Origin of the sequence: Marilutibacter aestuarii, from assembly GCF_006546775.1 — a bacterium.
GTDB lineage: Bacteria > Pseudomonadota > Gammaproteobacteria > Xanthomonadales > Xanthomonadaceae > Marilutibacter > Marilutibacter aestuarii.
In genome coordinates, this window is record NZ_VICE01000038.1 from 22,305 (window position 1) to 41,908 (window position 19,604).

Here is a 19,604-nt window from a genome sequence, read left to right on the forward strand (position 1 = left end):
CGAAGCTCCTGGGTCGCGGTCCGCCGGGGCATGCCCCGGCGGACGGAGGGTTCAGCCTTCGTCGCGCCAGCGGCGCAGGCGGATGGCGGCGAAGATCATGGCGGCGCCGACGACCGCGCCGATCCACAGGTCGGGCATCTTCAGCGTGTCGACCAGTCCGGCCAGAGAGGCCTCGTGCAGCAGGGCCTGCATGCCGCCGTCGGTGTCAAACTCGCCGGCACCGGCACGGTAGAACATGTGGGCGCCCGGCATCGTGCCCAGCAGCAGGCGGCCGACGACGTTGCTCCAGAACCATTCGCTCGACATGTCGAACAGCTTCATGACGTCGAACCAGGTGATGAAGATGCCCGCGAAGACCGGCACCATGATCGCCCACAGGAAGGGCTTGCTGCGGGCCCAGACCGAGCAGAGCATCAGCCAGCCGACCGTCGGCAGTGCCCAGAGCAGGTACACCGGGATCCAGGTGAAGTGGCTCGAGATCAGCGTGAACATGTGCGCCGGACCCCACAGCAGGGTGAACGGGTTGCCGCCATGCATCAGCACCACGACGCTGATCATCAGCAGGAACCCGAACATCGTCGCCAATCCGACGATACCGGCGATCAGCGGCGCCACGAGCACTGCGCTGGCGACCTTGGACAGCACCGTCTCGGCGTCCGACAGCGGCAGGGACTTCCAGAACAGCACGCTGCGGTCCTTGCGTTCGTCGTACAGCGCGCCCAGGCAGTAGAAGAACACCACGAAGGCCAGCACCAGGTAGGGCCACATGCCGCTGAACAACAGCGAGATGTCGATGCCGTTGCTGAGCTTCTCCAGGTCCTCCGCGCTCAGCTTGCTGGTCAGCATGGCCAGGTCGAAGCCGTTGACGCTGACGCCGTCGAATTCCAGCTTGCCCGCGGCGGCGGCGCGATAGCCGGCGACCAGCGCCATGATGATGCCCATCAGCGTGAGCAGCAGCGAGATGCCGCCGGCGATGACCGGCGCCCACAGGAAGCCGCCGCGGTGCTCCCAGTACTCGCGCTTGAGCAGGAGCTTGAACTTGTGTGTCGGGTGGGGTGGCGCGACCGGCTTGCGGGCCGTGGTGGCGCCGTCGTGTTCGGCAATGGCGTTCATGCGTAGGTCCCCTTCATGGTGGCGACGAACAGGTCGGCCAGGCCGGGCGTGCGTGTCTCGCCCAGCGACGCCAGGCGGTCGGCGGCGACGCCGTCGTACAGCATGACGGTCTTGCCGAAGGGCAGGGCGCGCTCGTCGATCGGCGCCAGGCCACGGGCTTCCTCGGCGCGGTCGGCGTTGACCAGCACTTCGACGAAACGGTTCCCGAGGGTGTCCATTTCGCTTTCCAGCGCGATCTTGCCGTCGCGGATGAACATCACGTCGGTGAGGATGTGCTCGATCTCCTCGACCTGGTGGGTGGTGACGATGATCGTCTTCTCTTCGTCGAAGTAGTCTTCCAGCAGGCGCTGGTAGAACTGCTTGCGATACAGGATGTCCAGGCCCAGTGTCGGTTCGTCGAGCACCAGCAGGCGCGCGTCGATCGCCATCACCAGGGCCAGGTGCAGCTGCACGATCATGCCCTTGGACATCTCGCGCACGCGCATGTTGGGCTTGAGCTGGGTGCCCTGGAGGAAGCGCTGGCAGCGTTCGCGGTCGAAGCGCGGATGCACGCCGGAGACGAACTCGATCGCTTCCTTGACCTTCATCCAGCGCGGCAGCACCGCGACGTCGGCGATGAAGCACACGTCGCGCATCAGGTCGTCGCGGTGGGTGCGCGGGTCCAGGCCCAGCACCTCCAGTTGCCCCTCGAAGGGAATCAGGCCGAGCATGGCCTTCAGGGCCGTGGTCTTGCCCGCGCCGTTGGGGCCGATCAGGCCGACGATGCGCCCGGCGGGGATCTCGAAGCGGGTGTCGTCCAGGGCCAGCTTGTTCTTGTAGGCCTTGCGCAGGCCCCGGGCGCTGACGATGTGGGCGGCGGTCACGAGGCACCTCCCTTGCCTTCACCTGCAAGCAACAGCTCCTGCGGGCTCAGGCCCAGGCGGCTGATGCGTTCCAGTACCAGCGGCCATTCTTCGGTGAGGAAGCGCTCGCGCTCGTTGACGAGCAGTTTCCTTGCAGCTTCTTCGGTGACGTACATGCCTAGTCCCCTGCGCTTTTCAATGAGGGCCTCGTCCGCCAGTTCCTGGTAGGCGCGCGAGACGGTGATCGGATTGAGCTGATAGTCGGCCGCCACCTGGCGGACCGAGGGCAGGGCGTCGCCCGGCTTGAGCTCGCCGTCGAGCATCATGGCGATGACGCGCTCCTTCAGCTGGCGATAGATCGGAGCGCCGTCGCTCCATTGGATAGCGGTCATGTTCAACCCCGCGGTGCGAAAGAGAAGTAGGGCATCACGAGCGGCTGGCGACCCTTGCGCCGGACCTGCGATGCACCTGGTGACGCCGGGTCCCTGGCGGTGGATGGGGTGCGGAGCGCGTTCGCCGACGCGGCGACTTCCCCGGCGATTCCGACTCCGGTGGCAACCAGTTCCAGGGACGCGCCGGCCTCCGCCTGTTCAGCGAGGGCGGAGGGGGCCTGCGTGGCCGGGAGCGAAACGAAGCCCAACGCCAGGACAACGGCGCCGCCGGACAGGGCGAGGGCGGTGAGGCTGTTGTGGAGCTTGCGGTTCATGGCGGCATCCTGCTCGATTGGTTGATAGGTGTTGTATGTAACTATAACACCACAACACAGGCGTGCAAGTTTTTTTTGCCCAACTAACGGCAGGGGTGCGGAGCCGCCCGTTCAGCTTCCGTGGAGCGAGGTCCAATCGCCACGCGCGCCGCCCCCGATGTGGCGGCGAGGCTGTGCCGGGTCCTCCGGGCTTGCCGTGGGGAGCGGACCGCGGTTGCACTTTCTTCGCCCGGCGCGGTCGATATTTGCCGGAAGGGCGCGGCATCGCGACAATGGTCGCTTCGTGCGACGTCTGGCCGCGCGCGCCGACCCGGCAGCGATCCTGCGGCCGGCCGGATGACAGTACCCCTATCGAGGAGCAGCTCTGCAATGAAGGCTTTGATTCGAGGCGCAGCCGCGCTGATGGTGGCCGCCGTGGCCGTGGCGGGCATCGCGGCGACCCCGCTCGCGCATGCACAGGACGGCGCGGCTATTTCTTCCGATCGCGACAAGGTCAGCTACATGATCGGCCAGGACGTCGGCGGCTCGATCGCGCCGATCGGAGAAGACCTCGACCTGGCGGCGTTCCAGCGCGCCCTCCAGAACGCGTTCGACGGCGGCGAGCCGCTGATCACCAGCGCGGAGGCCTCCACCGTGGGCCAGGCGCTGATGCTGCGCTCGGCCTCCCGCGCCGGACAGGCGCCGGAGGGCGTCGAGATCCCCGAGGTCGACAAGGAAAAGGTGGGCTACCTCGTCGGCAATGATGTCGGGCGCATGCTCAAGCCGATCCACGACGAGATCGAGCTGCCCGTCTTCCTGCAGTCGGTGCGCGACAAGGCCAGCGGCGCACCGTCGAGGCTGGACGAAGCGACCCTGACCAGCGTCCGCGAGACCTTCTCCGCGCGCATGAAGACCAAGGCCGCCGAGCGTGCCGCGGCCGCCAAGGCCGAGGGCGAGGCGTTCCTCGCCGCCAACAAGGGCCAGAAGGGCGTCATCACCACCGGTTCGGGCCTGCAGTACATGGTGCTGCGCCAGGGCTCGGGCCCGCGCCCGCGGTCGACCGACTCGGTGCGCGTGAACTACAAGGGCACCCTGCTCGACGGCACCGTCTTCGACAGTTCCTACGATCGCGGCGTGCCGGCCGAGTTCGCGCTCAACCAGGTGATCGCCGGCTGGACCGAAGGCGTGGCCCTGATGCCGGTGGGCAGCAAATACAAGTTCTGGGTGCCGAGCACCCTGGCCTACGGCGCCCGCGGGATGCCGCAGGGCGGCATCGGCCCGGACACCATGCTGGTCTTCGAAGTCGAGTTGCAGGCCATCCTCTGAAGCCGTGGGGCTGGGCCGTCTTCCTGGCGGTTCATCTCCCGGCGATCCGCGCCCCCGCATGATGGGGGCGCATCCCCCATTCCTTTCCTGGAGTTCCATCCATGTCGACGTTCCTCCGCACCACCCGTACCGCCCTTGTCACGACCGCCCTGGCGATCGGCCTGGCCGCCTGCGACAAGCCGGCGACGGAGGGCGACGCCACCACCGCCAAGGCGGACGCGACCCCCGATGCCGCGGCGGCGAAGGCAGGCGAGGGCGGTCTGGCCATCCCGGGCCTGGAGGGCGAGAAGGCCCAGGCCGGCTACATGATCGGCCTGCAGATGGCCAAGTCGCTGGAGCCGGTCAAGGGCGAGATCGACCAGGACGCGCTGTTCGACGCCATTCGCACGACCCTGGCCGGCGACGAGCCGCTGATGACCGATGAACAGGCCCAGGAGGTCGCGCAGGCCTTCGGCCAGCGCATGCAGGAGAAGATGGAGGCCGACCAGGCGGCGAAGGCCAAGGCCAATGCCGAGGAAGGCAAGGCCTTCCTGGAGGCCAACGCCAGCAAGGAAGGGGTCAAGGCCACCCAGTCCGGACTCCAGTACCAGGTCATCACCGAAGGCAAGGGCGAAAAGCCCAAGGCCGAGGACACCGTGCGCGTGCACTACACCGGCAAGCTGCTCGACGGCACCGTCTTCGACGATTCGACCCAGGCCGGCGAGCCGGTCGAGTTCCCCCTCAACCGCGTCGTCCCGGGTTGGAGCGAAGGCCTGCAGTTGATGACCGTCGGCAGCAAGTACCGCTTCTGGATCCCGGGCGAGCTGGGTTACGGCGAGATGGGCACCCCGGGTGGCCCGATCGGCCCGAACGCGACCCTCGTCTTCGAGGTCGAGCTGGTCGAGATCGTCAAGGACGCCGGCACGCCCGCGGGCTGAACGCGGCCCGGCTACGACCGGAACCACCCCTGCCACCTGGAGCAATGCCCGCCCTATGCGCGTGACGATATTCGGAACTGGTTACGTCGGCCTGGTCACCGGTACCTGCCTGGCCGACGTGGGCCATGACGTGGTCTGCGTCGACGTCGACGAGGTCAAGGTCGAAGGCCTGAACCGCGGCGTCGTGCCGATCTTCGAGCCGGGTTTGGAGCCGATGGTCAAGGCCAACCACGCTGCGGGCCGACTGCGTTTCACGACAGATGCCGAAGTCGCGATCGCGCATGGCGACATCCTCTTCGTCGCCGTCGGTACGCCCCCGGACGAAGACGGCAGCGCCGACCTGCGCTACGTACTGGAAGTGGCGAGGACCATCGGCCGCCACCTGTCGCGCCCCGCGGTCATTGTCGACAAGTCCACCGTACCCGTGGGGACCGCCGACAAGGTGCAGGCGACGATTGCCGGTGAGCTGGCGTCGCGCGGCGTCGACATCGACTTCGCGGTGGCCTCCAACCCGGAGTTCCTGAAGGAAGGCGACGCGGTCAACGACTGCATGCGTCCGGACCGCATCGTCATCGGCGCGACCGACATGTCCGCTGTGGAAAAGCTCAAGCGCCTGTATGCGCCGTTCAACCGCAACCACGAGCGGATCGTGGTGATGGACGTCCGCTCGGCAGAGCTGACCAAGTACGCCGCCAACGCGATGCTGGCGACCAAGATCAGTTTCATGAACGAGATCGCCAACATCGCCGAGCGCGTCGGCGCCGACGTGGAGATGGTCCGCCAGGGCATCGGCTCCGATCCCCGCATTGGCTGGCACTTCATCTACCCCGGCGCCGGCTACGGCGGCTCGTGCTTCCCGAAGGACGTGCAGGCGCTCGCGCGCACGGCCCAGTCGCATGGCATGGATCCGCGCCTGCTCAACGCGGTGGAGTCGGTCAACGAACACCAGAAGAAGCATCTCTTCGAGCTGATCGAGCGTCACTACGGTGGCAAGCTGAAGGGGAAGACCTTCGCCGTGTGGGGCCTGGCGTTCAAGCCCAACACCGACGACATGCGCGAAGCGTCCAGCCGGCGCCTGCTGCAACAGTTGTGGGATGCCGGCGCACAGGTGCGCGCCTACGATCCGGAGGCCAGCCACGAAGCCCAGCGGATCTTCGGCGAGCGCGACGACCTGGTCCTGTGCGAATCGGCCAACGGCGCCCTTGTCGGGTCCGACGCGCTGGTGGTGGTCACCGAATGGAAGCCCTTCCGCAGCCCGGACTTCCCCCGCATCCGGCAGGCCGTGGCCGACGCGGTGATCTTCGACGGTCGCAACCTGTACCACCCCGATGAAGTCGAGGCGGCCGGCATCGCCTATTACGGCATCGGGCGCGGGCGCTCGGTGGCGCGTTGACCCGATGACCTTGAACGACGAGCTTGCGAGGCGCATGGTCGACCTGGAGACGCGGATCGCGTTCCAGGAACACGCCCTCAATGAACTGAGCGACGCCCTGGCCGCGGCCCGGGACGAGGAGGCTCGCAATGCGCTGCTGCTGCACCGGGCGCTGGACGAGCTGAAGCAATTGCGCGCGACCCTGTCGACGGGCGGTCTCTCGGCCGACCCCGGCCAGGAACCGCCTCCGCCCCATTACTGATCCGCGACGACGATGAGCGACACACTTCGCAACCAGCTGCTTGGCCTGGGTTTCAAGGCCCCGGCAGCCGAGAAGCCCAAGCCGGCGCGCAAGGACGACACGCGTGGCGCACGCGGCCGGACTGCCCCGGGCAAGGCGCCCGGGAAGGCACCCGGCAAGGACCCGCGCAAGGGTGCGTCCTCCGGCGGGCGCAAGCCGCGTTCGCAGGAAGACATCGACCTCGCCAAGGCCTATGCGATCCGGGCCCAGCGCGAGAAGGACGAACGCATCGCCGCCGAGAAGGCCCGCCAGGAGGAAGCGCGCCAGCGTCGCGAGGCGCGCGCCCGCGTGGCCGAGCTGGTCAAGGGCAAGTCGCTCAATCGCGACGACGCCGACATCGCTCGCCATTTTCCCTATGGCGGCAAGATCAAGCGCATCTACGTCAGCGCCGACCAGTTGAAGGCCCTCAATGCCGGCGAGCTGGGCGTCATCCAGCAGGAAGGACGCTACCTGCTCGTCACCGCCGAACTGCTCGCGCAGGCCGAGGCGATCTTCGCCCCCGCCATCGCGCTGAAGGTCGACCCCGATGCGCCGGCGGAGGACGACCCTTACGCGGATCCGCAATACCAGGTGCCCGACGACCTGGTGTGGTAGCCCGCGCGCGCGTTCAGTCGCGCCGGTCGCCCGCGGTGACGCGACCGATGCCCCCGGCTTCAAGCGCGGTGGCCAGTCGTGCGAGCGTGTCCGCCGGCAGGCCGGCGAGGCAGCCGCGGTCCAGGCCGATACGGAAATGGAGCTCGCCCTCGGGTGAGCGCGAGGAATGGATCGACTCGATGTTCACCGCGTGCTCTTCGAACACGTGCAGCAGGCGCCGCAGCGACCCCGGCGCGTCCTCGGGCAGGAACACGCTCAGGAAGTCGGGTGACTCCAGGTCGGCGAGCAGGTAGCCCAGGCGTTCGAAGTCCTGGCTGCCGGCGGCCAGCACGGGCGCGCCGAAGAACGTCGCCGACTCCTCCAGCAACTGCGAGCGCACCGCCTGGCGCGCCTCCGCGTCGCCGCTGCGCAACTGGGCGCGCAGGAAACCGACCGCCTCGGCCAGTTGCTCGATGGCCGGCAGCACGTGCGGGTTGTCGAACTGGATGTCGGTGTAGATGCCCGGATTGCCGGCGAGCATGCGGGCGCTGACGCTGAGGTCGAGCGCATGGCCGACCGTGCGCAGCGGTCGCAGGGCGTCCAGGCCGCCGAGCGCGGGGGCCTGCCGGCGCAGGACGCTGGCCTGCGCCATGTGGCTGGCGTGCGTCAGCCCCTGGACCAGGGCCATCGCGCGGTCATGGTGCTCGGGGGACACGTCGATGCGCTCGGCCCGGGTCGCGGACAGGAAGCTATCGAGCCACGGGCGCCAGCGGTCCAGGCGGGCGGGGCAGACCGCCATCGCCCGGCCCTGCAACGTCGGGGTCGGTGGCGGTGCCGCCATCGGGTGCAGGCCCACCACCTCGGCCTGCGAGGCGAGCAGCGCCTCCACCGGGCGTTGCTTGATGGAAGTGAGGTCCATCCACAGGTGCCCGGCTTCCCGGCCATTCCCGGCTTCGACGTACTCGCCGATCAAGGCCGGGGTAACGCGGATGGGCGCGCTGAACACCAGTACGTCCGCCCGTGCGACCAGCTCGTCGACCGGGAGGTCCTCGTCGCCGGCCGGGTCCCGGCCGATCACCTGCAGGCCCATGCGCTCTTCGAAGAAGCGCTGCAGCCAGCGGCCGTAGGCGCCCCGCCGGCCGACGATGCCGACCACGGGTGGGCTGCCGGAGGGGCCGGGCAAGGGCGTCATTCGGGGTCGTAGTCGAGGTTGGAGGCCAGCCAGCGCTCGGCCTGCGCGAGTGTCGCCCCCTTGCGCCGCGCGTAGTCCTCCACCTGCTCCTTGCCGACGCGACCGACGACGAAGTACTGGCTGCCCGGATGGCTGAAGTAGTAGCCCGATACGGCGGCGGTGGGATACATCGCGAAGCTCTCGGTGAGCGTGATGCCGATCCGCGCCTGCGCGCCGAGCATCGTGAACAGCGTCTGCTTCTCGCTGTGTTCCGGACAGGCGGGGTAACCGGGGGCGGGTCGGATGCCGACGTAGGCTTCGTCGATGAGCGCCTCGTTGTCCAGCGTCTCGCCGCTCGCATAGCCCCAGTATTCGCGGCGCACGCGGGCGTGCAGGCATTCGGCGAAGGCCTCGGCCAGGCGGTCGGCGAGGGCCTTGAGCATGATCGCGTTGTAGTCGTCGTGGTCGGCCTCGAAGCGGGCCACGTGCGGCTCGATGCCGATGCCCGCGGTGACCGCGAAGCCGCCGATCCAGTCCTGCTTGCCGCTGGTGGCGGGGGCGATGAAATCGGCCAGGCAGAAATCCGGGCGCTCGACCGGCTTGTCGACCTGCTGGCGCAGGAAATGCAGGTCGAAGCGCGTGCCGTCGACGTCCACCCGGACGTCGTCGCCCTCGGCGTTCGCCGGCCACAGGCCGAACACGCCGCGCGCGGTCAGCCACTTTTCCGCGACGATCCTGTCCAGCATCGCGCGGGCGTCACGATAGAGCTCACTGGCCTGCGCGCCGACCACCTCGTCGGTCAGGATCGCGGGATAGCGCCCGGCCAGTTCCCAGGCGTTGAAGAACGGCGACCAGTCGATGTATTCAAGCAGGTCCTCGAGCGGGAAGTCGTCCAGCACGTGCAGGCCCGGCCTGGCCGGCGCGGGCGGGACGTAGTCGTCCCAGCCACCGTCGAAGGCCTGCGCACGCGCCTTTTCCAGCGACACCAGGCGCTTGCCGCTGCCACGGTTGCGGTGGCGCTCGCGGATCTCGGCGTAGTCCGCGTCGTTGGCGGCGACGAAGGGTGCGCGAAGTTCGGGGCTGATCAGCGACTGCGCCACGCCCACCGCGCGCGACGCGTCCTTCACCCACACCGTCGGGGAGTCGTAATGCGGGTGGATCTTCAACGCCGTGTGCGCGCGCGAGGTGGTGGCGCCGCCGATCAGCAGCGGGGTCTGGAAGCCTTGCCGCGACATTTCGCGGGCGACGTGGCTCATCTCCTCCAGCGAGGGCGTGATCAGGCCCGAGAGCCCGATCAGGTCGGCCTTCTCCTCGCGCGCCCGGTCGAGGATGGTCTGGGCCGGCACCATCACCCCCAGGTCGATGACCTCGAAGTTGTTGCAGGCCAGGACCACCCCGACGATGTTCTTGCCGATGTCGTGCACGTCGCCCTTGACGGTGGCGAGCACGATCTTGCCGTTGTTCCTGCCGACGTCGCCGGTGCGCAGCTTCTCGGCCTCGATGTAGGGCAGCAGGTAGGCCACTGCCTTCTTCATCACCCGCGCGGACTTGACCACCTGGGGCAGGAACATCTTGCCCGCGCCGAACAGGTCGCCGACGACGTTCATGCCGTCCATCAGCGGGCCCTCGATCACGTCCAGCGGGCGCACGGCCTGTGCGCGCGCTTCCTCGGTGTCGACCTCGATGTACTGGTCGATGCCATGCACGAGCGAGTGCGACAGCCGGTCGCGGACGGGCTTCTCGCGCCAGGCCTTGTCCTCGACCTTCTTCTCGCCCTTGCGGCCCTTGAACCGTTCGGCGATCTCCAGCAGGCGCTCGGTGCCGTCGGGGCGCCGGTTGAGCACGACGTCCTCGACCCGCTCGCGCAGCTCCGGGTCCAGTTCGTCGTACAGGGGCAGGGCGCCGGCATTGACGATGCCCATGTCCATGCCCGCGCGGATCGCGTGGTAGAGGAACACCACGTGGATCGCCTGGCGCACGACCTCGTTGCCGCGGAACGAGAACGACACGTTCGACACGCCGCCGGAGACGTGGCTGAGCGGGAACCGGCGCTTCAGCTCACGGGTCGCCTCGATGAAGTCGACCGCGTAATTGTCGTGCTCTTCGATGCCCGTCGCGATGGCGAATACGTTGGGGTCGAAGATGATGTCTTCGGGCGGGAAGCCGACCCGGCCCGTCAGCAACGCGTGCGCACGCGAGCAGATCTCGACCTTGCGGTCGATGGTGTCGGCCTGGCCGACCTCGTCGAAGGCCATCACCACCACCGCGGCGCCATAGCGCCGCACCAGCCGCGCCTGGCGCAGGAACTCCGCTTCGCCTTCCTTCATCGAAATGGAATTGACGATCCCCTTGCCCTGCAGGCACTTGAGCCCGGCCTCGATGACGCTCCACTTGGAGCTGTCCACCATCACCGGGATCCGCGCGATGTCGGGCTCGGCGGCGATCAGGTTGAGGTAGTCGACCATCGCCTTCTCGGAGTCGAGCAGGCCCTCGTCCATGTTGACGTCGAGGACCTGGGCGCCACTGTCCACCTGTTGCCGGGCGATCTCCACCGCCTCGTCGTAACGGTCTTCCTTGATCAGCTTGCGGAACTTCGCGCTGCCGGTGACGTTCGTGCGCTCGCCCACGTTGACGAAGTTGGTCGACGGGGTGATCTGCAGCGGCTCCAGGCCACTGAGGCGGGTGTAACGGGGCAGGGTGCTCACGCGGCCTGCTCCAGGCGCGGGTGCACCCGCGGCGCGTGGCCGCCGACCGCGTGGGCGATGGCGGCGATGTGCGCCGGCGTCGTGCCGCAGCAGCCGCCGACCAGGTTCAGCAGCCCGGCGCGGGCGAAGTCGCCAAGCACCAGGGCCATGTCCTCCGGGGTCTCGTCGTAGCCGCCGAAGGCATTGGGCAGGCCGGCGTTGGGATGGGTGCTGACATAGGCATCGGCGATCTGCGCGAGCACGTCCACGTGCACGCGCAGGTCCCTGGCCCCGAGCGCGCAGTTGAGGCCGATCGAGAGTGGCTGCGCGTGGCGCAAGGAGTACCAGAAGGCCTCGGCGGTCTGGCCCGACAGGGTGCGGCCGGAGGCATCGGTGATCGTGCCCGAGACCATCACCGGCAGTCGTGACCCGCGCGCCTCGAAGGCTTCCTCGATCGCGAACAGGGCCGCCTTGGCGTTGAGGGTGTCGAAGACGGTCTCGACCATGATCGCGTCCGCGCCGCCGTCGACGAGGCCGTCGGTGGCTTCGCGGTAGGCGACGCGCAGTTCGTCGAAGCTGATCGCCCGGAACCCGGGGCGGTTGACGTCCGGGCTCAGCGAAGCTGTCCGGCTGGTCGGGCCGAGCACGCCGATCACGAAACGGGGGCGATCGGGGGTTTCGGCCTCCGCGGCATCGCAGGCTTCCCGCGCCAGGCGCGCGCCGGTCTCGTTCAGTTCGCGGGCCAGGTGCTCGAGGCCGTAGTCAGCCAGCGAGATCGTGGTCGAGTTGAAGGTGTTGGTTTCGACGAGATCGGCGCCCGCGGCCAGGTACTGCGCGTGGATGTCGCGGATGATGTCCGGTCGGGTGAGGCTGAGCAGGTCGTTGTTGCCGCGCTGGTCGTGGGCGCACCCGCAGCCGGGGCCGTGGGCGTGTCCGGCTTCCGGGACGTGCTCGAGGTCGAAGCCGTCCGCGAAGCGTTCGCCGCGGTAGTCGGCTTCCTCCAGGCCATGCTGCTGGATCATCGTGCCCATCGCGCCGTCGATGACGAGGATGCGTTCGCGCAGGCAGCGCTCGAGCGACTCCGCGCGCGTGGGGTTCAGCCAGGGAAGGGTATCCACGATCAGCTCTTCTTCTGGGGGGGCCGGGGCTCGCGGGCGCGGGCGGCGGGCTTGCGTGCGAGCAGCGCAATGACTTCGAAGTGGGGTGGCCGGCGCTCGCGGGTCACGGTGTCGCAGCTCACGATGTCCAGGCCGGCCCTGTCGGCGAATCGCGAAAGCTCCTTCTCGGTGAATCCCAGGTTGACGTGGCCGAAGGCCTCGACCGTGCTCTGGTGCCCGTGCCGGGCCAGGCTGGTGAGCAGCAGGCGGCCGCCCGGTCGCAGCACGCGCGCCGCCTCGGCCACGGCCTGGCCCGGGTGTTCGGCATAGGTCAGGGCATGCATCAGCACCACGAGGTCGAAGCTGGCCTCGGCGAAGGGGATGTCGTGCATGTCGCCTTCCTGTACCTCGACGTTGCCCAGGCGGCGCAGGCGCTCGGTGGCGGCGTTGACGACCTTGCTGCTGGCGTCCAGGCAGACGTAGCGGTTGGCGTGCGGGGCCATGAGTTCGGCCAGCACGCCGTCGCCGGAGGCGATGTCGAGCACGTCGCCGGGCTCGAGCAGGGGCAGGGCGGACCGCGCCATGGCCTCCCAGGTACGGCCCGGGGAGTAATGGCGCTCCATGTCGCCGGCGACCGAGTCGGCCCAGTTCTGGTCGGCAGCGCGCATGGCGAGCACGCCGGGAACGCGCTCGGCGTCCTGGCGCAGCAGGGGGTCGTCGCTGCCCGAGCGCAGCGTCTGCCAGAGCGCGCGCTGGGCCGGGTCGAGGGCCGAGTCCTCGAAGCGGTAGTAGGCCGAGACGCCGGAGCGGCGGTCGCGCACCAGGTTGGCTTCCTTGAGCCTGGCCAGGTGCGTCGAGACCCGTGGCTGGGCCAGGCGGGTGATCGCCGAAAGTTCGGCGACGGTGAGCTCCTCGTGCTCGAGCAGGGCCAACAGGCGCACCCGGGTCGCGTCGGCGAACACTTTCAGTCGGGATGACCAGCCTTCGAGGTCCATCGGGGGCTCCTGATCGGGGGCGGGGCGCCGCATCGACGGAAGCGGCGCCTGTTTATTCATCATATCATCGCGATATAGCGATAAGTGTGATTCGGCCCGGCGATGGGGTCAAGCCCGCATCGCCCGCGCACTGGGGTTATCGGGCCGGGATCGCTACAATTCACCGATTGCCTGTCTAGAAGACAAGAGTCGAGGTGCAGACGTGGATTTCAGCTTTACCGAAGAGCAGTTGATGATCCAGGACGTTGCCAAGCGCATCGCCCAGGAAAAGATCGCCCCGAGCGCGGAGCACCACGACCAGACGGGCGAGTTCCCCCTGGAGAACATCCGCACCCTCGGCGAGAACGGCCTGATGGGCATCGAGGTGCCGGCCGAGTACGGCGGCGCGGGCATGGATCCGATCAGCTACGTGCTGGCGATGATCGAGATCGCGGCCGGCGATGCCGCCCACTCGACGATCGTGTCGGTGAACAACTCGCTGTTCTGCAACGGCATCCTCAAGTTCGGTACCGAGGAGCAGAAGCAGACCTACGTGCGCGCGATCGCCGAGGGCAAGGAGATCGGCGCGTTCGCGCTGACCGAGCCGCAGTCCGGTTCCGACGCCACCGCCATGCGCTGCAAGGCGGTGAAGCAGGCCGACGGCAGCTTCGTGATCAACGGCAAGAAGAGCTGGATCACCTCCGGCCCGGTGGCGCGCTACATCGTGCTGTTCGCGATGACCGAACCCGACAAGGGGGCCCGCGGCATCACCGCGTTCATGGTCGACACCCAGCGCGAGGGCTTCCATCGCGGCAAGACCGAGCCCAAGCTGGGCATCCGCGCCTCGGCGACCTGCGAGATCGAGTTCACCGATTACGTCGCCCGCGCCGAGGACGTGCTGGGCGACGAGGGCCACGGCTTCAAGATCGCCATGGGCGTGCTCGACGCCGGCCGCATCGGCATCGCCAGCCAGGCCATCGGCATCGCCCGTGCCGCCTACGAGGCCACCCTGGAGTACGTCCGCGAGCGCAAGGCCTTCGGCCAGCCGATCGGCGCCTTCCAGATGACCCAGGCCAAGATCGCCGACATGAAATGCAAGCTGGACGCGGCGCTGATGCTCACCCTGCGCGCGGCCTGGACCAAGGGCGAGACCGAGAAGAACGGCGGCCGCTTCAGCAACGAAGCCGCGATCGCCAAGCTCACCGCATCGGAGGCGGCGATGTGGATCACCCACCAGGCCGTGCAGATCCATGGCGGCATGGGCTACTCCAAGGAGATGCCGCTGGAGCGGTACTTCCGCGACGCCAAGATCACCGAGATCTACGAGGGCACCAGCGAGATCCAGCGCCTGGTCATCGCCCGCAACGAGACCGGCCTGCGCTGACGCCATGAACGCGTGCACGGGCATCGCCGCGTCGACCGCCGGTAACGGGCGTCGCGGCGAGACCGTGCGCGTGCGTATTGATGTCGGCGCCGCCGGCATCAGTTCGTGTTCACGTCTGTTGGCGTGCAATAGCCGCGCCCCCCACTCCTGAAACCCGACGGCCTGCGCGAAAGCGCGGGCCTCACTGCAATGGACACACTGTTTCCATGAGCACCGCCGACAAAGCGAAGAAGAAATCCTCCCCCAAGGCCCCGGCCAGCAAGCGTGCGAAGCCCTCCACCGCGAAAGGCGGCACGCGCGTCGCCGCAGGCGGCGAGCTGGTCGACAGCGTGTCGCTGGCGCCGATCATCGCGCAGATGCGCAAGCGCCTGCCGAAGGCGCGCCACGATGAGGCCGAAGCCTTCGCGCGCGCGTTCTACCAGCGCATGGAGGACGACGAATTGCCGATGCATTCGGCCGATGGCTGGGCCGCACTGGCCTGCGACTTCTTCGAGTTCGCCCGCTCGCGCAAGCCGCGCCACGCGTCGATCCGCCTGTTCAACCCGACCCTGGCCAAGCAGGGCTGGGAGTCGCCGCACACGGTGCTGCAGATCGCCAACGACGACATGCCGTTCCTGGTCGACTCGGTGACCATGCGCCTGGCCGAGCTCGGCATCGGCGTGCATGTGCTGGGCCACCCGGTGGTGGAGTTCAAGCGCGACCGCAGCGGCAAGCTCCTGGCAGTGGGCGAGGGCACCGGCGAATCGCTGATGCACCTGGAGATCGACCGGCAGGCCGCCGATGCGATCCCGATGGTCGAACAGGCGATCGCCTCCGTGCTCGCCGACGTGCGTGCGATCGTCGATGACTGGCGAAAGATGCGCGACAGGATGGTGGAGATCGCCGACAGCTTCACCGATCGCGTCGCGCCGATCGACGAGGCCGGCCGCCAGGAGGCGCAGGCCTTCCTCCACTGGGCGGCGAACAACCACTTCACCCTGCTGGGTTACCGCGAGTACGAAGTGGTCAAGCAGAAGGGCGTCGAGGTCCTGCGCGCGGTCAAGGAGAGCGGCCTGGGCCTGCTGCGCGAGGCCGATGTCGGCAAGCCGCGCCTGCTGACCTCGCTCGCCGCGCACTACATGCCGCAGTCGGGCGCGGTCGATGCGCTGATCCTCACCAAGACCAATGCCCGTGCCACGGTCCATCGGCCCGGTTACATGGACTACATCGGCGTGCTGGGTTTCGACGGCGACGGCAAGCCTGTCAAGGAGCAGCGTTTCCTTGGCCTGTATACCTCCAGCGCCTACACCAGCCGCCCCTGGGACATTCCCCTGGTGCGCGAGCGCCACGAGTACGTCATGGCGCACTCCGGGCTTGCGCCGGACAGCCACAACGGCAAGGCCCTGCGGCACATCCTCGAGACCCTGCCGCGCGACGAGCTGTTCCAGTCCAGCGGCCCAGAGCTGCTGCACACCGCGATGGCCATCCTGGGCCTTCAGGAGCGGGTGCGCAGCAAGCTGTTCCTGCGCCGCGACCGCTACGGGCGCTATTTTTCCGGCCTGGCCTACATCCCGCGCGACCGCTTCAACACCGAGGTCCGGCATCGCATCGAGGCCATGCTCAAGCGCATGCTGCACGGCGAGCACATCGACACCAACGTGATGCTCAGCGAATCGCCGCTGGCGCAGTTGCACATGATCGTGCGCCCCAAGTCCGGCGAGGCGATCCAGATCGACCATGCCGCGATCGAGGCCGAGCTCGCGCGCATCGTGCGCAACTGGCAGGACGACCTGCGCGACGCGCTCGTCCGCCGGCATGGCGAAAACAAGGGCCTGCAGCTGGGCAACAGCTACGGCCGTGCCCTGCCGGCCGGCTATATCGAGCACTCGGGCGTCGAGGCGGCGGTCAACGACGTCGAGCACCTGGCCGGTCTGCGCGGCCCGGACGACCTGAGCCTCAGCCTGTGCCGCGCGCATCCGGGGCAGGGCGGGTTGCGCTTCAAGTTCTATCGCCAGCTCGACGACATCCCGCTCTCCGACGCGCTGCCGATGATGGAGAACATGGGCCTGCGCGTCATTGCCGAGCACCCGTTCCGCATCGTCCCCGACGAGACCCCGCTGTACATCCAGGACTTCGAGGTCGAGACCACCGGCGGTGACATCGACGTTGGCCAGCTGGGTGAAGCCTTCGAGGAAGCGTTCGGGCAGATCTGGCGCGGCAACGCCGAGAACGACGGCTTCAACCGCCTCATCCTCGCCGCCGGGCTGTCGTGGCGGCAGGTCGCGATGCTGCGGGCCTACTGCAAGTACCTGCTGCAGGTCGGCGTGCCGTTCTCGCAGGCCTACGTCGAGCAGACGTTCGCCCGCTATCCGCTGCTCGCGCGCCTGATGGTGGAACTGTTCGAGGCTCGCTTCGATCCCAACACCGGCAACGAGAGCCGTGCCGAGATCAAGGCCGGCATGGCCCGCTTCAAGGCGCAGATCGAGGCCCTTGCCCAGGGCGACGCCTCCACGGTGGCTGCGCTGGAGCCGGTGGTCGAGGCGCGCGAGGGCAAGCGCGAGCGCCAGGTGGAGGCCACCCGCAAGGCGCTGCTCGCGCTGCTGGACCGCGTGTCCAGCCTCGACGAGGACCGCATCCTGCGCAGCTACATGGGCGTGATCGACGCGACCCTGCGCACCAGCTACTACCAGTCCGGTGCCGGCGGCGCCGAAAAGGGCTACGTCAGCTACAAGTTCGATTCGGCCGAGGTGCCGGACCTGCCCAAGCCGCGGCCCTACCGCGAGATCTTCGTCTGCGGCCCGCGCGTGGAGGGCATCCACCTGCGCTTCGGCCCGGTGGCACGCGGCGGCCTGCGCTGGTCGGATCGCCGCGAGGACTTCCGTACCGAGGTGCTGGGCCTGGTGAAGGCGCAGATGGTCAAGAACACCGTGATCGTGCCGGTCGGCTCCAAGGGCGGCTTCATCAGCAAGCGCCCGCCCGAGGGCGGCGACCGCGACGCGGTCTGGGCCGAGGGCGTGGCCTGCTACCGGATGTTCATCAACGGCCTGCTCGACATCACCGACAACCTAGTCGAGGGGAAGGTCGTGCCGCCGCTCGACGTGGTCAGGCACGACCAGGACGACCCCTACCTGGTGGTCGCGGCCGACAAGGGCACGGCGACTTTCTCCGACATCGCCAACGGCATCGCCCGCGAACACGGCTACTGGCTCGACGACGCCTTCGCCTCGGGCGGCTCGGTCGGCTACGACCACAAGGGCATGGGGATCACCGCCAAGGGTGCCTGGGAGTCGGTCAAGCGCCACTTCCGCGCCCTGGGCAGGGACAGCCAGAAGGAAGACTTCACCGCCGTCGGCATCGGCGACATGTCCGGCGACGTCTTCGGCAACGGCATGCTGCTGAGCAGGCACATCCGCCTGGTCGCCGCGTTCGACCACCGCCACATCTTCATCGATCCCGACCCGGACGCCGCGGCGACGTTCAAGGAACGCAAGCGGATGTTCAAGCTGCCGCGCTCGAGCTGGGCCGACTACGACGCCTCGCTGATCAGCAAGGGCGGCGGCGTGTTCCCGCGCACGGCGAAGTCGATCGCCGTCTCCCGCGAGGCCCGCCAAGCCCTGGGCATCGACGAGTCGGTCGAGGCGATGAGCCCCAACGACCTGATGAGCGCCATCCTGCGCGCGCCGGTCGACCTGCTTTGGAACGGCGGCATCGGCACCTACGTCAAGGCCGCCAGCGAGACCCATGCCGACGTCGGCGACCGCGCCAACAACGCGCTGCGGGTCAACGGCCGCGAGTTGCGCTGCAAGGTGGTGGGCGAGGGCGGCAACCTGGGCCTGACCCAGCTGGGCCGCATCGAGGCGGCCCTGCATGGCGTGCTGCTCAACACCGACTTCATCGACAACTCGGCCGGCGTGGATACCTCCGACCACGAGGTCAACATCAAGATCCTGCTCAACGGCCAGGTCCAGGCTGGCAAGCTCACCGTGCCCGCGCGCAACAAGCTGCTGGCGGCGATGACCGACGAGGTCGAGGCCCTGGTGCTGGTCGACAACTACCGCCAGAACCAAGCCATCAGCCTGATGGAGCGGATGAGCGTGCCGCGCCTGGGTTCCAAGCAGCACTTCATCCGCACCCTGGAGTCGCAGGGCCTGCTGGACCGCCAGATCGAGTACCTGCCCAGCGATGCCGAGATCTCCGAGCGCAAGTCGCGCGGCCAGGGGCTCACACGCCCCGAGCTGTCGGTGCTGTTGTCCTACGCCAAGCTGGTGATCTACCAGCAGCTGCTCGAGTCCGACATCCCCGAGGACCCATACCTGTCCAAGGAACTCGTGCGCTACTTCCCGCAACCGCTGCAGGAGAAGTACGCCAAGGGCATGCAGCAGCACCGGCTGAAGCGCGAGATCATCGCCACCGCGGTGACCAACTCGATGGTCAACCGCATGGGCGCGACTTTCACCCTGCGCATGCAGGAGGACACCGGGCGCAGCGCCGCCGAGGTCGCCAAGGCCTATACCATCGCCCGCGAGGCGATCGACGCGCGCGGCCTCTGGGCACAGATCGATGCCGCCGACGGCAAGGTCGCCGAATCGGTGCAGATCGACGCCCTGCAGGTGATCTGGCACCTCATGCGCAGCATGTCGCGCTGGCTGCTGTCGCGACCGGGCGCCATCCCCGAGATCACCGAGGCGATGGCCCGCTACGGCGATGGCCTGGAGGCCGTGCGCAAGGCCCTCCCGGAGTCGATGTCGGAGGTCCGTCGCGAGGGCTTCGAGCAGCGCCAGGCCGAATGGCGACGCAAGGGTTTCCCGGGCCCGCTGGCCGAACAGCTGGCCGCCCTGCCGCTGCTGGAGTTCGCCTGCGACATCGTCGAGATCGCGCACGCGCGGCGCATGCCCCCGGCCGAGGTGGCCAGTGCCTACTTCAGCCTCGGTGCGGCATTGCACATGCCCTGGCTGTACGAGCAGATCGACGCCCTGGAGGTCGACGGTCGCTGGCAGGCCTTGGCCCGCGGCGCCCTGCGGGACGAGCTGGGCATCCAGCAGCGTGCCCTGGTCGGGCAGATCCTGTCGACGGGCGGCAAGAAGCCCGCGCGTGCCAAGGTCGAGGACTGGCTCAAGCGCGACGATGCCTCGCTGCGCTTCACCCAGGCGATGCTGACGGAGCTGGTGAACCAGAAGTCGATCGAC

At 68.4% G+C, this 19,604-nt stretch carries 15 protein-coding genes; 7 read left to right on the forward strand and 8 right to left on the reverse strand.

Annotated elements, in window-relative coordinates:
• Nucleotides 1-51: 51 nt before the first annotated feature.
• The 4 genes from FKV25_RS03885 to FKV25_RS03900 are packed head-to-tail and all read right to left on the reverse strand — an operon-like array spanning nucleotide 52 to nucleotide 2,661.
• Complete coding sequence (locus FKV25_RS03885) at nucleotides 52-1,113, reverse strand: hypothetical protein (RefSeq protein WP_246071890.1); 1,062 nt, start codon at nucleotides 1,111-1,113, stop codon at nucleotides 52-54.
• Nucleotides 1,110-1,976, reverse strand: coding sequence for an ABC transporter ATP-binding protein (locus FKV25_RS03890; protein WP_246071892.1), 867 nt, complete (start codon nucleotides 1,974-1,976; stop codon nucleotides 1,110-1,112). Before FKV25_RS03890 ends, FKV25_RS03885 begins: the two co-directional genes overlap by 4 nt.
• On the reverse strand, nucleotides 1,973-2,347 hold the full coding sequence (locus tag FKV25_RS03895; RefSeq protein ID WP_141517485.1) for a GntR family transcriptional regulator: 375 nt from the start codon (nucleotides 2,345-2,347) through the stop codon (nucleotides 1,973-1,975). Before FKV25_RS03895 ends, FKV25_RS03890 begins: the two co-directional genes overlap by 4 nt.
• Before the next feature lie 2 nt (nucleotides 2,348-2,349).
• Nucleotides 2,350-2,661: a hypothetical protein gene (locus FKV25_RS03900; protein WP_141517486.1), complete on the reverse strand. Its 312-nt coding sequence runs from the start codon at nucleotides 2,659-2,661 to the stop codon at nucleotides 2,350-2,352.
• A 369-nt stretch (nucleotides 2,662-3,030) separates the two neighbouring features.
• Here FKV25_RS03900 and FKV25_RS03905 point away from each other — a divergent pair, with 369 nt between their 5' ends.
• The 5 genes from FKV25_RS03905 (at nucleotide 3,031) to FKV25_RS03925 (ending at nucleotide 7,150) form a co-directional block, all read left to right on the forward strand.
• Entirely contained in the window at nucleotides 3,031-3,966 is a 936-nt protein-coding gene (locus FKV25_RS03905; protein ID WP_141517487.1) for an FKBP-type peptidyl-prolyl cis-trans isomerase N-terminal domain-containing protein, read from the forward strand.
• A gap of 101 nt (nucleotides 3,967-4,067) precedes the next feature.
• Nucleotides 4,068-4,883 (forward strand): BamJ family beta-barrel-assembly machinery protein, encoded by an 816-nt coding sequence (gene bamJ, locus FKV25_RS03910; RefSeq protein WP_141517488.1) that lies wholly within the window; start codon nucleotides 4,068-4,070, stop codon nucleotides 4,881-4,883.
• A gap of 55 nt (nucleotides 4,884-4,938) precedes the next feature.
• A complete protein-coding gene (locus tag FKV25_RS03915) occupies nucleotides 4,939-6,276 on the forward strand; it encodes a UDP-glucose dehydrogenase family protein (protein WP_141517489.1) in 1,338 nt (445 codons plus the stop codon).
• 4 nt (nucleotides 6,277-6,280) lie between these two features.
• Nucleotides 6,281-6,517 (forward strand): SlyX family protein, encoded by a 237-nt coding sequence (locus FKV25_RS03920; protein ID WP_141517490.1) that lies wholly within the window; start codon nucleotides 6,281-6,283, stop codon nucleotides 6,515-6,517.
• Nucleotides 6,518-6,529: 12 nt separating this feature from the next.
• Nucleotides 6,530-7,150, forward strand: a complete 621-nt coding sequence (locus FKV25_RS03925; RefSeq protein WP_141517491.1) for a DUF2058 domain-containing protein — start codon at nucleotides 6,530-6,532, stop codon at nucleotides 7,148-7,150.
• A gap of 13 nt (nucleotides 7,151-7,163) precedes the next feature.
• On the opposite strand, the gene FKV25_RS03930 is transcribed toward FKV25_RS03925, so the two are convergent.
• The 4 genes from FKV25_RS03930 to FKV25_RS03945 are packed head-to-tail and all read right to left on the reverse strand — an operon-like array spanning nucleotide 7,164 to nucleotide 13,076.
• On the reverse strand, nucleotides 7,164-8,321 hold the full coding sequence (locus tag FKV25_RS03930; RefSeq protein WP_141517492.1) for a prephenate dehydrogenase: 1,158 nt from the start codon (nucleotides 8,319-8,321) through the stop codon (nucleotides 7,164-7,166).
• Nucleotides 8,318-11,005 (reverse strand): methionine synthase, encoded by a 2,688-nt coding sequence (gene metH / locus FKV25_RS03935; protein WP_141517493.1) that lies wholly within the window; start codon nucleotides 11,003-11,005, stop codon nucleotides 8,318-8,320. Before metH ends, FKV25_RS03930 begins: the two co-directional genes overlap by 4 nt.
• Nucleotides 11,002-12,102 (reverse strand): homocysteine S-methyltransferase family protein, encoded by a 1,101-nt coding sequence (locus tag FKV25_RS03940; protein ID WP_141517494.1) that lies wholly within the window; start codon nucleotides 12,100-12,102, stop codon nucleotides 11,002-11,004. The genes metH and FKV25_RS03940 overlap by 4 nt, the downstream gene beginning before the upstream one ends.
• 2 nt (nucleotides 12,103-12,104) lie before the next feature.
• Nucleotides 12,105-13,076 carry an ArsR/SmtB family transcription factor gene (locus FKV25_RS03945; RefSeq protein WP_141517495.1) on the reverse strand — a complete coding sequence of 324 codons (972 nt, stop codon included), beginning with the start codon at nucleotides 13,074-13,076 and terminating at the stop codon, nucleotides 12,105-12,107.
• A gap of 166 nt (nucleotides 13,077-13,242) precedes the next feature.
• On the opposite strand from FKV25_RS03945, the gene FKV25_RS03950 reads away from it, so the two are divergent.
• Nucleotides 13,243-14,439: an acyl-CoA dehydrogenase family protein gene (locus FKV25_RS03950; RefSeq protein WP_342777159.1), complete on the forward strand. Its 1,197-nt coding sequence runs from the start codon at nucleotides 13,243-13,245 to the stop codon at nucleotides 14,437-14,439.
• A gap of 206 nt (nucleotides 14,440-14,645) precedes the next feature.
• On the forward strand, nucleotides 14,646-19,604 hold a 4,959-nt coding region (locus FKV25_RS03955; RefSeq protein ID WP_141517497.1), incomplete at its 3' end, for an NAD-glutamate dehydrogenase.